Source organism: Kitasatospora sp. NPDC088264 (assembly GCF_040685715.1).
GTDB lineage: Bacteria > Actinomycetota > Actinomycetes > Streptomycetales > Streptomycetaceae > Kitasatospora.
Map to the genome: position 1 here is coordinate 137,688 of NZ_JBFBIR010000009.1, position 12,761 is coordinate 150,448.

Sequence of the window (12,761 nt, forward strand, 5' to 3'; positions counted from 1 at the left end):
GGCCCGATCCTCACCCGTTGGGGTCGGGCCGTTCGCGTTCTCGGAGCGCACCGGGCCCCGAATGGCGCAACCTTTCCGGAGGCCGGCGCGTGTAGTGGTCGAGCCCGTCGTGTGCGCGGGGTTCTGTGCGGGGTTCCGGGTCGTGGGGTTCCGGGTCGTGGGGTTTCGGCCCGCGGGTTTCGGTCTGCGGGTTTCGGTTCGTGGGGTTCGGTTCGTGGGGTTTCTGAGGGAGAGGGATCGACGTTGAGGTCGATACGCAGAGTGGTGGCCGTCGGTCTGGTGGGCGGCGCGATGGCGCTGACGGCCGCGTGCGGCGGCGGGAGTGGCGGGAGCGGTAGCGGGGGCGGGAGTGCGGCCAAGGCGGACCTGGGGGCCGGAGCGGCCGCCGGAACGGCCTCCCCGGGCGCCGCGGCGGCGAGCAGCGCGGCGCCGAAGGTGTCGCAGGCCGTGGTGAACATCGAGCCCAAGCCCGGCACGGTGGACGTCGCGCCCGACGCGCTCAAGGTCGGCGCGACCGGCGGCAAGCTCACCACCGTCAAGGTCAGTGACAAGACCGGCGCGGAGGTGCCCGGCACCATCGCCGCCGACGGCTCCAGCTGGACCCCGTCGGCGGGCCTCGCCGTGGGCAGCACCTACCAGGTCAGCGCGATGGCCGCGGACGCCAACGGCGTGGTCGCCAGCGCGGACAGCAACTTCTCCACGCTGACGCCGACGGCCCTCGCCAAGGCCGCCGACAACGTGGACAACAACGCGACGTACGGCGTCGGCATGATCGTCTCGGTGAACTTCAGCAAGGACGTCAAGAACAAGGACGTCGTCGCGAAGGGCATCACCTTCGAGACCGACAACGGCACCGTGGTCAAGGGCCACTGGTTCGGCAACCGCCGGCTGGACTTCCGCCCCGAGCAGTACTGGAAGTCCGGCACCAAGGTGACCGTGCACTACCGCCTCAAGAGCGTCGAGATCGCCCCTGGGGTGTACGGCACCGACCGGGACGAGCCCTTCACGATCGGGCGATCTCAGATTTCGACGGTTGACGCCGCCGCGCACAGGATGACCGTCGAACTCGACGGCAAACCGTCGGACATCGACATCACCTCCGGCTCGCCCGAACACCCGACCTGGAACGGCACGATGGTCGTCATGTCCAAGGAGGGCGTGGTGCGGATGCAGTCCAGCACCCTCCCCGGCATGAGCGGCTCCCCGTACGACCTCCAGGTGCCGCACTCGATGCGGCTCACCGACAGCGGCACCTACCTGCACGGCAATTACTGGAGCAAGCTCATCGGTGAGGACAACGTCAGCCACGGCTGCGTCGCCCTCAAGGACGTCGAGGGCGGCGGCGAATCCACCTCGATGGGCAAGTTCTACGCCGGCTCGCTCGTCGGTGACGTGGTGGTCGTGAAGAACTCCACCAAGAAGGAGACCCTCGACCCGGCGAACGGCCTGAGTGGCTGGAACGTGCCCTGGAGCGCCTGGTAGGCCGACCGGTAGCCGCCCTGGTCGGGGCGGTTCCGTGGCAACCCGGGATTGACGGCGGACGCGCCCCGGGTTGCCTGCTCCCCACCCTCTCCCGACCCCTTCCGGGCCCCCTCCAGGCCCCCGCCTGGCACTCTCCGCGGGGTCTCCTTGCACGCGGCATATGCCGACTCGGAGGAGATCGTTTGCTCATTGTCCGTACGCGGCCGCTTGCGTTCCGCAATGATGGACCGCATGGCGGGTTGGGGCGAAACAGATCAGTCATCAGTTCCCGGGGCCGGATTGGTCGCCGAGGCGTCGTGGATCGATGTCCAGGGCGCGCTGGCGGCGCTGGAGCGGCTCAGCTCGGAGGAACTGGAGGAGATGTATTGCGGCAGGCTGAGCGATCAGTCCGTGCCGAACGAGGTGCGACTGCCGTCCCGGCCGGAGACCGGCCCGGTGGCCCGCCGACTGGTGCTGTCGGTCCTGGAGTCCTGGGACCTCCACCAGCACCTGGAGGCCGGTGAGTTACTCACCAGCGAGCTGGTCTCCAACGCCGTCCGGCACGCCGCCGGACGCACCATCGGACTCCAGGTGATCCGCAAGCCGGGCTGGCTCCGCGTCGAGGTCCGCGACTCCTCCCGGGCGCTGCCCTGCATGATCCTCGCCGAGCCGAAGCCGGTGACCGAGCGGGGGCGGGGCCTGCGGGTCATCGACGACCTGGCCGACCGCTGGGGCGCCGACCTGCTGCCGCGCGGCAAGGGCGTCTGGTTCGAGCTGAAGGTCCGCGAGCGACACTGACCGTTTCGGGTTTTCCCGGGTCTTTCTCGGTCTTCCGGGCTGTCCGGGTCTTTTCCGGCTGTCCGGGTCTTCCGGGTCTTCCCGGGAAAACGCGCAGGGCCCCCGAAGTCGCCGTGGTCCGGCGGATGGGGGCCCCTGCAAGTCATCGCGCCGGCCAAGGGGGTGCGTGCCGTGCGATGGGCGTCGGCCGTGCCAGGTCGGGCCAGCCGAAGTCTCCACGCCCAGGCCGGCGTGCTGTGCCGCCCGCCGTTGGGCTGCTTCGACTATCGCACGGATCTCAGCATGTGGGCAAACCAGGTGACTTGGATTGAAAGGTTTGTAACCTAGTTCACCTTTGGATTTTGCATAGGTTCACGCTGTTGCCTGTGAATATTCACCATCCTTGCCGTCGGGCCTCCGGTGTTTCGTCGCCCGGCCGCCAATTCCTCCGTGCACCCCACCACGCCGGAACTGCCGGGTAGCATCAGGCCCGTGGACCTGTACTGGCACGTCGTACTGCCACCGCTCAGCGCCTGATCGGGCGCACACGCCGGTGGCTCGAGCCCCGCGCTCCCTGCTGCGGCCCCTTCGGCCGTCAGGGGGCCGCCGTGTGCGCCCGGTGCGAAACCAACTCCCCTGACGGTCTTCGACGACGGAAGTTCACGACTGTGCCGAACCGCACCTCCACGCCCGCGCCCACCCGGCCCACCACCACCCCCACCGCCCGCCGCACCAGCCCGCTCGGCGGGCCGGTCCCGATCCTGGTCGCCGCACTGCTGTGGGGCACCACCGGGACGGCCAGCTCCCTCGCACCCGACGGCGCCCCTTCGGCGGGCATCGGCGCCGCCGCGCTGGTCCTCGGCGGACTCCTCCTCTTCCTCTCCACCCGCAGCGCCCGCGCGCTGCCCCGGGCCTGCGGCCGCCGGGAGCGGTGGCAACTCGCCGTCGGCGCCGTCGCGGTGGTCGGCTACCCGGTCACCTTCTACCCGGCGGTGACCCGCGCCGGGGTGGCGGTGGCCACCGTGATCGCACTGGGCAGTGCCCCCGTCTTCGCCGGCCTGCTCGGCTGGCTCACCCGGCAGGGGCGGCCGAGCGGCCGGTGGGCCGGTGCCACGGTGACGGCGGTCGTCGGCTGCGCCGTCCTGGTGCTGGGCCCCGAACTCACCGGCGACGGCGCGGCGGTGGACGCCGTGGGGGTGGCGCTGGCCGCGCTCTCCGGCCTCTCGTACGCCGTGTACTCGCTCGTCGGCGGGAGGCTCATCTCGCGCGGGCACCCGTCCGCCGGGGTGATGGGGGCGATGTTCGGCGCGGCCGCGCTGCTCGTCCTGCCGGTGCTGTTCCTCGGCGACCTGCGGTGGCTCGCCTCGCCGCGCGGCGCGGCGGTGGTGCTCCACCTCGCGGTGATCACCACCTTCCTCGCCTACCGCCTCTTCGGCCACGGGCTGCGCCGCACCTCCGCCCAGACCGCCACCACCCTCACCCTCGCCGAACCCGCCGTCGCCGCCCTCCTCGGCGTCGCCGTCCTCGGCGAACGCCTCCCCGCCGCCTCCTGGTGCGGCCTCGCCATCCTCGCCGCGGGCCTCGCCGTCCTCACCGTGCCCGTGGGCACCCGCCGTCGCTGACCTGCGGGTGGCCCCACTCGCAGGAAGTCGGACGGGCCGACTTCCTGCGCGGGTGCCTCGCGACCGGCCACCCGGCCCTCCGGTGCCGCCCTCCGGCGCCGTCCTCCGATCGCCGATGCCGTTCGGCGGTCGGCGGGCCAGCACGCCGTGCTTCACCCGCTCTTGCGTCGAACCGCTTGCCGCCGGGCGCCCCGCTTGGTGGGCTTGACCGCGTGGAGGAGACCACGGACGGCCGACCGCAGGCGACGTACGACCGCATCGGGGTCGGCTACCGCGCCATCCGCCGGCCCGATCCCCGACTGCACGCCCCGATCGGTGCCGCCCTCCAGAGGGCCCGGTCGGTGGTGAACGTCGGTGCGGGCGCCGGATCCTACGAGCCCGAGGGCGCCGCCGTCACCGCCGTCGACCCCTCCCAGGTCATGCTCGACCAGCACCCGGGGCACCGGAAGGTCAAGGCCGGAGCCGAGCGACTGCCCTTCCCGGACGGCTCCTTCGATGCGGCGATGGCCGTCATGACCGTCCACCACTGGCCGGATCCCGAACGGGGCCTCGCGGAGCTGCGGCGGGTCGCCCGGCGGCAGGTCGTCTTCACCTGGGACCCGGCCCACCGTCCGCAACTATGGCTGCTGGAGGAGTACCTGCCCGAGATCCGGGAGCTGGAGGAGAGCCGCTTCACGCCGCTGGCCCAGGTCGTCGACGCGCTGGACGCGCACACGGTGCTGCCCTTCCCCGTCCCGCACGATTTCACGGACGGTTACCAGATCGCCTACTGGCGGCGGCCCGAGTTCTACCTCGACCCGGTCGTCCGGCCGGCTCGACCTTCGCCCAGTTGCCGCTCGCAGTGGTGCGGCCGGCGATCGCCCGCTTGCGCGCCGACCTCGAATCCGGCGCCTGGCACCGCCGCCATGCCGAACTCCTCGACCAGGAGCACATGGACTACGGGTACCGGCTGCTCATCGCGGGGGTGCTCTCCTCGGAGTAGGAAGTCGGACGGGCCGACTTTCTGCGCGCGAGGCTGGATAGCGCGTTCGCGCGGGGCCGGAGAAAATATATCGACCGGTCTACATAGGGTGCGTTCGTGGAGGGTTGGGGTGCGCAGGAAGTCGGCGGGGCCGACTTCCTGCGCAGGAGGTGCGTGGGGGTGCACTGAAGAGGTAGACCGGTCTACATATTCCACACCTGGAATGTAGACCGGTCTACATAATTTCCTCCACCTGGGGGCCGGGTCGCGCTCGGATGTCCAGGCGCGCTCAGATGTCGAGGTGGGTGGCGATGCCGGTGAGGACGCAGTCGAGGCCGGTCTCGAACTGCCAGGTGGGGTCGTCCTTGCGGGTGGCCTCGTGGAGGTAGCGCTGGTAGGTGGGGTAGCGGCCGGTGTCCATCAGGAAGGACATCCGGGGGGCGAGGCCGGCGCGGGTCTCGTCACCGTCGGACCAGCCGTGCTCGCGCTGGAGGATGCGCAGGGCGAGCTCGGCGGCGACGGAGCCGTGGACGTAGCCGGTGACGGTGCGGAAGACCGCCATGGTGGTGTCGGCGTCCAGGCCGTGGTCGGCGAGGGCGGCGAAGGCGCGTTCGGGGATGGCGAGCTGGTTGGGGGTGAGGGGGACGGCGCCGGCGCGGACGACCCACGGGTGGGCCAGGTTCATGGCGCGCAGGTGGAGCGCCAGGGTGCGCATGGTGTCGCGCCAGCCGCTGGAGGGAGTGTCCAGGGAGAGTTCGCCGTAGACGAAGTCGACCATCAGGTCGATGAGTTCGTCCTTGCCGGAGACGTACCGGTAGGCGGCCATCGGGGCGACGCCGAGGGTGGTGGCGAGTCGGCGCATGGTGACGGCGTCGAGGCCTTCGGCGTCGGCGATCGCGATCGCGGCCTCGGCGATCCGCTGCGGGGTGAGGGTGGTGCGCGGCGCGGGGGCCGGGCGGGCGAGGCGCTCCCAGAGCGAGGCCTGGGGCTTGGTCTGGTCGTCGTCCCCGGTGGGGGCCTGCTGGGCGGGCATGACGGCGGGCTCCTTCCGGCTGGGGTTCCCACCGTACCACCGGCGTGTACGGCGTATCGGGAGTAGACGGCGTACGCGCCGATGTGTACGTTGCATCCGGAAGATACGTTGTACACATCGTCCCGGAGGGGGATGTTCATGGCCAAGGACGTTTCGGAGAAGAGCCTGAAGGTCGCGGTCGTCGTCGGCAGCACTCGGAGCGGCCGGTTCGCGCCCGTCGTCGCCGACTGGCTGCTCGGCCACCTCGGCGCGCGCGGCGACATGACCGCCGACCTGATCGATCTGGTCGAGACCCCGCTGCCGACCACCTTCCCGTCCTTCGGTGGTGAACTGGAGCCGGGCGCAGCCGAGTTGCTCGCTGCCGTCACGCCCCGGCTGGAGGCTGCCGACGCCTTCGTGGTCGTCACGCCCGAGTACAACCACAGCTTCCCGGCCCCGCTGAAGAACGCCATCGACTGGCACAACAGCCAGTGGCACGGCAAGCCGGTCGGCTTCGTCTCCTACGGCGGCCTCTCCGGCGGTCTGCGCGCCGTCGAGCAACTGCGAGTGGTGCTCGCCGAGTTGAACGCCATGACGATTCGCAACACGGTCAGCTTCCACGGCGCCGCCCAGTGCTTCGGCGTCGACGGCAAGCCGCTCGACCCGGCCGCCGACGCCGCCGCCAAGGCCATGCTCGACCAACTCGCCTGGTGGGCGGAGGCGTTGCGGGACGCCCGGCGCGTCCGCCCGTTCGCGGCCTGAGCACGCGCCTCGGGACGCCTCGGGACGCCGAGAGCCCCCGGACGGGTCCGGGGGCTCAGGCGACAGCGGGTGTGATCAGCACTCGATGACGTTGACGGCGAGGCCGCCGCGCGAGGTCTCCTTGTACTTGATCTTCATGTCGGCGCCGGTCTCCTTCATCGTCTTGATCGCCTTGTCGAGCGAGACGTGGTGCCGGCCGTCGCCGCGCAGGGCCATCCGGGCGGCGGTGACGGCCTTGACGGAGGCCATGCCGTTGCGCTCGATGCAGGGGATCTGGACGAGCCCGCCGACCGGGTCGCAGGTGAGGCCGAGGTTGTGCTCGATGCCGATCTCGGCGGCGTTCTCGACCTGTTCGGGGGTGCCGCCGAGGACCTCGGCGAGGCCGCCGGCGGCCATCGAGCAGGCGGAGCCGACCTCGCCCTGGCAGCCGACCTCGGCGCCGGAGATGGAGGCGTTCTCCTTGAAGAGCATGCCGATGGCGCCGGCCGCGAGGAGGAAGCGGACGATGCCGTCCTCGTCGGCGCCCGGGATGAAGTTCAGGTAGTAGTGCAGGACGGCGGGGATGATCCCGGCCGCGCCGTTGGTCGGAGCGGTGACCACCCGGCGGCCGGAGGCGTTCTCCTCGTTGACCGCCATCGCGTAGAGGGTCACCCACTCCATCGCGTTGGCCGGGCCGATGCCCTCGGCGCGCATCGCGCGGGCGGCGGCGGCGGCGCGGCGGCGGACCTTGAGGCCACCGGGCAGGATGCCCTCGCGGGACATGCCGGCCCGCACGCACTCCTGCATGACCTGCCAGATCTCCAGCAGCCCGGTCCGGATCTCCTCCTCGGAGCGCCAGGCCTTCTCGTTCTCCAGCATCAGGCCGGAGATCGACAGCCCGGTCTCCCGGGTGAGCCGCAGCAGCTCCTCGCCGGTGCGGAAGGGGTAGCGCAGCGCGGTGTCGTCGGGCTTGACCCGGTCCGCGCCGATGGCGTCCTCGTCGACGACGAAGCCGCCGCCGACCGAGTAGTAGGTCTTCTCCAGCAGCGTGGAGCCGTCCGCCGCGTACGCCCAGATGGTCATGCCGTTGGCGTGGTACGGCAGCGAGCGGCGGCGGTGCAGGACCACCTGGGTGCCCGGGTCGAAGTCGATGGGGTGGGTGCCGAGGAGGTTGAGCCGCTTCTCGGTGGTGATCCGCTCGACGTCCTTGTCCGCCTGGTCGACGTCGACCGTGCGGGGGGAGTTGTTCTCCAGGCCGAGCAGGACGGCCTTCGGGGTGCCGTGGCCGTGGCCGGTGGCGCCCAGCGAGCCGTACAGCTCGGCGCGCACGCTCGCCACCTCGGCGAGCAGGTCCTCGGACCGCAGGCGCCGGGCGAACATCCGGGCGGCACGCATCGGGCCGACGGTGTGGGAGCTCGACGGGCCGATGCCGATGGAGAAGAGGTCGAAGACGCTGAGGGCCACGGGGGACGTCCTTGTCTGTCTCGTGGAAGGACTGGCGGGCGGGGGACGACACGGGTCGGGGCACCGCGCGCACTGTCCAGTGTGCGCGGTGCCCCGGGATCCCAGGTGCCGTGGCGGGGTGAGGCCGGTCACCCCGCCCGAACGATCACCGCGGTGATCAGAGGTTCGGGTAGAGCGGGTACTTCTCGGCCAGCGCGGTGACGCGGGCCTTGAGCGCGGTGGCGGCGTCCTCGTCGAAGGCGGGCTTGAGCGCCTCGGCGATGATGTCGGCGACCTCGCGGAAGTCCTCGGCCTGGAAGCCGCGGGTGGCGAGCGCGGGGGTGCCGATGCGCAGGCCGGAGGTGACCATCGGCGGCCGCGGGTCGTTCGGGACGGCGTTGCGGTTGACCGTGATGCCGACCTCGTGCAGGCGGTCCTCGGCCTGTTGGCCGTCGAGCTGGCTGTTGCGCAGGTCGACCAGGACCAGGTGCACGTCGGTGCCGCCGGACAGCACCGAGGCGCCGGCCTCGGCGACGTCGGCCTGGAGCAGGCGCTCGGCGAGGATCTTGGCGCCCTCCAGGGTGCGCTGCTGGCGCTCCTTGAACTCCTCGGACGCGGCGACCTTGAAGGCGACGGCCTTGCCGGCGATCACGTGCTCCAGCGGGCCGCCCTGCTGGCCGGGGAACACCGCGGAGTTGATCTTCTTGGCGTACTCGGCCTTGGACAGGATGACACCGCCGCGCGGGCCGCCCAGGGTCTTGTGGGTGGTGGTGGTGACCACGTCCGCGTACGGCACCGGGTTGGGGTGCAGGCCGGCGGCGACCAGGCCGGCGAAGTGCGCCATGTCCACCATCAGCAGCGCGCCGACCTCGTCGGCGACCCGGCGGAACGCGGCGAAGTCCAGCTGGCGCGGGTAGGCGGACCAGCCGGCGATGATCAGCTTCGGCTGGTGCTCCTTGGCCAGGCGCTCGACCTCGGCCATGTCGACCTGGCCGGTCTTCTCGTCCACGTGGTACGCGGCCACGTTGTAGAGCTTGCCGGAGAAGTTGATCTTCATGCCGTGGGTCAGGTGACCGCCGTGGGCCAGGTCCAGGCCCAGGATGGTGTCGCCCGGCTTGATCAGCGCGAACATCGCGGCGGCGTTGGCCTGCGCGCCCGAGTGCGGCTGGACGTTGGCGTGCTCGGCGCCGAACAGGGCCTTGATGCGGTCGATCGCGATCTGCTCGACCACGTCGACGTGCTCGCAGCCGCCGTAGTAGCGGCGGCCGGGGTAGCCCTCGGCGTACTTGTTGGTGAGCACCGAGCCCTGGGCCTCCATGACCGCCACCGGGGCGAAGTTCTCGGAGGCGATCATCTCCAGGGTGGTCTGCTGGCGGTGCAGCTCGGCGTCGACCGCGGCGGCGATCTCCGGGTCGAGGGAGTGCAGGGACTGGTTCAGAACCGTCATGGTGTGGTCTTCCCGGGAGGAGAGAGACGGGAGCGGAGAAGGGGGGAGCCTGGCGGGGCGGCCGCCGCGCTGCGACCGCCCCGTCACGAGCGGGTCAGCCGCCGATGAAGGCGGTGTACTCGTCCGCGCTGAGCAGCTCGTCGGTGGACTCCACCTGGACCTTGAACAGCCAGCCGCCCTCGAACGGGGCGCTGTTGACCAGGCTGTTGTCGTCCAGGACGTCCTGGTTGATCTCGACGATCTTCCCGGTCACCGGGGAGAACAGGTCGCTGACCGACTTGGTGGACTCCAGCTCGCCACAGGACTCGCCCGCGGTCACGTCGGCGCCGACCTCGGGCAGCTGCACGTAGACGATGTCACCGAGCGCGTCGGCCGCGTGGGCGGTGATGCCGACCGTGGAGACACCGCCCTCGACGGCGGTCAGCCACTCGTGCTCCTTGGTGTACTGCAGGTGCTGGGGGTTGCTCATGGCGTCATTCTCCAGGATGGGAAGCGGGTACGACGAAGCGGGCCGCCGCACGGACGGCTTCGACGCGGATCAGGCGTGGTTCGGGCCTGGGTCAGGCCTGGGTCAGACCTGGATCAGGCGTGGATCAGGCGTGGATCAGGCGTGGATCAGGCGTGGATCAGGCGTGGCTCAAGCCCGGGTCGGGCATGGTGCAGGCCCGGGTCCACGGGGTCTACGGGGTCTACGGGGAGGGCGGGGCCTCAGCGGCCGCGCTTGTAGAACGGCAGCGCCACGACCTCGACCGGCTCGTGCTTGCCGCGCACGTCCACCGCGACGGCGGTGCCGGGGGTGGCGTGGGCCGCGTCCACGTAGGCGATCGCGATCGGCCGGCCCAGGGTCGGGGACGGGGCGCCCGAGGTGATCCGGCCGATCGGGGCGCCGTCGGCGGAGACCACGGTGTACTCGGCGCGCGGGACGCGCTTGCCCTCGGAGACCAGGCCGACCAGCACCCGCGGCGGGTTGGCCTCGGCCTCGGCGGCGGCCTTCTCCAGCGCCTTGCGGCCGACGAAGGTGCCCTCGTTGGTGGTCTTGTCGAAGCGCACGACCCGGCCCAGGCCCGCGTCGAACGGGGTCAGGTCGGTGGAGAGCTCGTGCCCGTACAGCGGCATGCCGGCCTCCAGGCGCAGCGTGTCGCGGCACGACAGGCCGCACGGGACCAGGCCGCGGCCCTCGCCGGCGGCGGTCAGCGCCTGCCAGACCCCCTCGGCGTCGCCCGGGTTGCAGAAGATCTCGAAGCCGTCCTCGCCGGTGTAGCCGGTCCGGGCGAGCAGCACGTCGCGGCCGGCGACCTGGGCCGGGAGGATCGCGTAGTACTTCAGGCCGGGCAGGTCGGCGTCGGTGGTCCCGGCCAGGATCGCGGTGGCCTCCGGGCCCTGGACGGCGATCAGCGCGTAGGTGTCGCGGTCGTCCGTGACGACGGCGTCGAAGCCCTTGGCGCGGGCGATCAGCTCGTCCAGCACCAGCTGGGCGTTGGAGGCGTTGGCGACGACCAGGAAGGCGTCCTCGCGCAGGCGGTAGACGATCAGGTCGTCCAGGATGCCGCCGTCCTCGGCGCAGATCATGGTGTAGCGGGCGCGCAGCACGCCCAGCGCGGAGACGAAGCCGACCAGCGCGTGGTCCAGCATCTCGCCGGCCTGCTGGCCGGTGACGGTGATCTCGCCCATGTGGGAGAGGTCGAACAGTCCGGCCCGGGTGCGGACGGCGAGGTGTTCCTCGCGCTCGCTGCCGTAGCGCAGCGGCATGTCCCAGCCGGCGAAGTCGGTCATGGTCGCGCCGAGGGCGCGGTGCAGCGCGTCGAGCGCGGTGAGGCGGAGGGACGACATGGCCTGGAACTCCTCGGTCTGGGCACTCATGGGTGCACGCGCCGGAACCGGACCCGCTCGGGGGCCGACCCTGCGCGCGGGCATGCGGCGGCGTGGGTCTCCCCATCTGTCGTCGAACCTGAGAGCTTCACCGCCCACCTGCCCGCAGCTGTTTCCAGCATCCAGGACAGCATGGTGGCTTGCACCGTGGGTGGGCGCGCGACAGGGCCGTGCGCCACTTTCCAGATGTGCCTAACCCGTGCGGTAAGGGGGCCTGAGAGATTCCGGGGAGGAGTTGCTCCTTCGGCGCCGGCTGTGCCGCCTGACGGGGCACTCCGGGCTCTCCCGCGCGGGTTCGAGCGGCCGGTATGGAGTTGTCGGTCCGCCGGCGCGCCGCGCCGTCGAACGCGCACATCATGGCACGTCCGCGCCGACGACGGGAGAGGGGACCCGGTCACACCGCGCCACCGCGAACCGGCGCCCCCGGGGCGTGCGCCCTAGACTGCTGCGCGTCGGCGCAGCAGAGGGCGGCCGACCGGCAGAGGGCGGATCAGGCGCGCATGGGGTACCCGGTGGAGCAGCAGCAGGGGTGGGGCGGGCCGGAGTCGGCGCCGCCGGGCGGCGGGTGGCCGGCCAACGAGCTGGAGCAGGTGCTGACCGCCGCGCTGGGCGATCCGGGTGCGACGCCGCGGGTGATCGAGGTGCTGGCCCGCAGCCAGGTGTGGATCCCGCTGCCGGCCGGCGGCGACCCGCGGGGGCCCGCGCTGGACCTGCCGACCATCGAGCTGGCCGGCGAGCCGTACGTGCCGGTGTTCTCCTCGCAGGAGGTGTTCCTGCGGCAGGCGCCGGGGATGGCCTTCGCGGTGGCGCCGGTCTGGGAGTTCGCCCGCGGGCTGCCGCTGGGCGTGGGCATCGCGGTCAACCCGGAGGCGGCGGTGGGCATCCCGGTGCCGCCGCAGGGTGTGGCGGAGCTGCGGCGCGGCCCGCGCGAGGAGCGCCTGGCCGACCAGGAGCAGAGCCAGAGTCAGAACCAGAACCAGAACCAGGGACAGGGCCCGGAGGCGCCGACCGGTGGCCGGGTGGCGCTGCGCGAGCCGGTGCCGGGGGAGGACCCGGAGCACTTCCTGGCCGCCTGCCGGGCCGAACTGTCCGCCCTGCCCGGAGTGTTGACCGCGCGCCGGGCGCTCGCCAGCATCGAGGGCGAGCCGACCGTGATGTTCGTGGGCGTCCAGCTGGACCAGACGGCCCCGGCCGACCCGGGTGCGGTGAACGAGGCGCTCGGCCGCGCGCTGGGAACCGCGCCGCTGCCGGGGGGCGTCCACCTCGTACTGCTCGATCTCGCCGATGACCCGGTGGTCGAGTGGCTGCTCACCCGGGTACTCCCTTTCTACGCGCGGGGTTGAGCGGGGTTCGTATCGGAGGCACGTCGCCGTGGCGGTGGCCGGTGCCGCGCCATAGGGTGCGTGCAGACGGCCGACGGGTCGGCAG

At 71.8% G+C, this 12,761-nt stretch carries 10 protein-coding genes, 1 pseudogene and 1 riboswitch; of the genes and pseudogenes, 6 read left to right on the forward strand and 5 right to left on the reverse strand.

What is annotated here, in order from left to right:
• The first annotated feature begins 243 nt into the window (after positions 1–243).
• The 4 genes and pseudogenes from AB0O82_RS10280 (at position 244) to AB0O82_RS10295 (ending at position 4,842) form a co-directional block, all read left to right on the forward strand.
• The gene (locus tag AB0O82_RS10280) at positions 244–1,482 is read left to right on the forward strand and encodes an Ig-like domain-containing protein (RefSeq protein ID WP_363582075.1); all 1,239 of its coding nucleotides are present in this window, start codon (positions 244–246) and stop codon (positions 1,480–1,482) included.
• Positions 1,483–1,761: 279 nt separating this feature from the next.
• Positions 1,762–2,259 (forward strand): ATP-binding protein, encoded by a 498-nt coding sequence (locus AB0O82_RS10285; protein ID WP_244293363.1) that lies wholly within the window; start codon positions 1,762–1,764, stop codon positions 2,257–2,259.
• Positions 2,260–2,906: 647 nt separating this feature from the next.
• Complete coding sequence (locus tag AB0O82_RS10290) at positions 2,907–3,860, forward strand: EamA family transporter (RefSeq protein ID WP_363582077.1); 954 nt, start codon at positions 2,907–2,909, stop codon at positions 3,858–3,860.
• 278 nt (positions 3,861–4,138) lie between these two features.
• A pseudogene (locus tag AB0O82_RS10295) lies at positions 4,139–4,842 on the forward strand (class I SAM-dependent methyltransferase).
• Between the two features lie 268 nt (positions 4,843–5,110).
• Here the strand turns inward: AB0O82_RS10295 and AB0O82_RS10300 are convergent.
• Complete coding sequence (locus AB0O82_RS10300) at positions 5,111–5,854, reverse strand: TetR/AcrR family transcriptional regulator C-terminal domain-containing protein (RefSeq protein WP_363582079.1); 744 nt, start codon at positions 5,852–5,854, stop codon at positions 5,111–5,113.
• A 138-nt stretch (positions 5,855–5,992) separates the two neighbouring features.
• Here AB0O82_RS10300 and AB0O82_RS10305 point away from each other — a divergent pair, with 138 nt between their 5' ends.
• A complete protein-coding gene (locus AB0O82_RS10305) occupies positions 5,993–6,595 on the forward strand; it encodes an NAD(P)H-dependent oxidoreductase (RefSeq protein ID WP_363582081.1) in 603 nt (200 codons plus the stop codon).
• A 75-nt stretch (positions 6,596–6,670) separates the two neighbouring features.
• Here AB0O82_RS10305 and AB0O82_RS10310 read toward each other — a convergent pair whose 3' ends face one another.
• The 4 genes from AB0O82_RS10310 to gcvT all read right to left on the reverse strand — a co-directional run bounded on the left by AB0O82_RS10310 (position 6,671) and on the right by gcvT (position 11,294).
• Entirely contained in the window at positions 6,671–8,038 is a 1,368-nt protein-coding gene (locus AB0O82_RS10310) for an L-serine ammonia-lyase (protein WP_363582083.1), read from the reverse strand.
• A 157-nt stretch (positions 8,039–8,195) separates the two neighbouring features.
• The gene (glyA, locus tag AB0O82_RS10315; protein ID WP_363582085.1) at positions 8,196–9,464 is read right to left on the reverse strand and encodes a serine hydroxymethyltransferase; all 1,269 of its coding nucleotides are present in this window, start codon (positions 9,462–9,464) and stop codon (positions 8,196–8,198) included.
• Positions 9,465–9,558: 94 nt separating this feature from the next.
• The gene (gene gcvH / locus AB0O82_RS10320; RefSeq protein WP_350884663.1) at positions 9,559–9,933 is read right to left on the reverse strand and encodes a glycine cleavage system protein GcvH; all 375 of its coding nucleotides are present in this window, start codon (positions 9,931–9,933) and stop codon (positions 9,559–9,561) included.
• Positions 9,934–10,172: 239 nt separating this feature from the next.
• Positions 10,173–11,294: a glycine cleavage system aminomethyltransferase GcvT gene (gene gcvT, locus AB0O82_RS10325; RefSeq protein WP_363582160.1), complete on the reverse strand. Its 1,122-nt coding sequence runs from the start codon at positions 11,292–11,294 to the stop codon at positions 10,173–10,175.
• A gap of 231 nt (positions 11,295–11,525) precedes the next feature.
• Positions 11,526–11,631: riboswitch (glycine riboswitch) on the reverse strand.
• Between the two features lie 202 nt (positions 11,632–11,833).
• Between gcvT and AB0O82_RS10330 the strand changes: the two genes are divergently transcribed.
• Positions 11,834–12,676 carry an enhanced serine sensitivity protein SseB C-terminal domain-containing protein gene (locus AB0O82_RS10330; RefSeq protein WP_363582088.1) on the forward strand — a complete coding sequence of 281 codons (843 nt, stop codon included), beginning with the start codon at positions 11,834–11,836 and terminating at the stop codon, positions 12,674–12,676.
• Positions 12,677–12,761 lie beyond the last annotated feature (85 nt).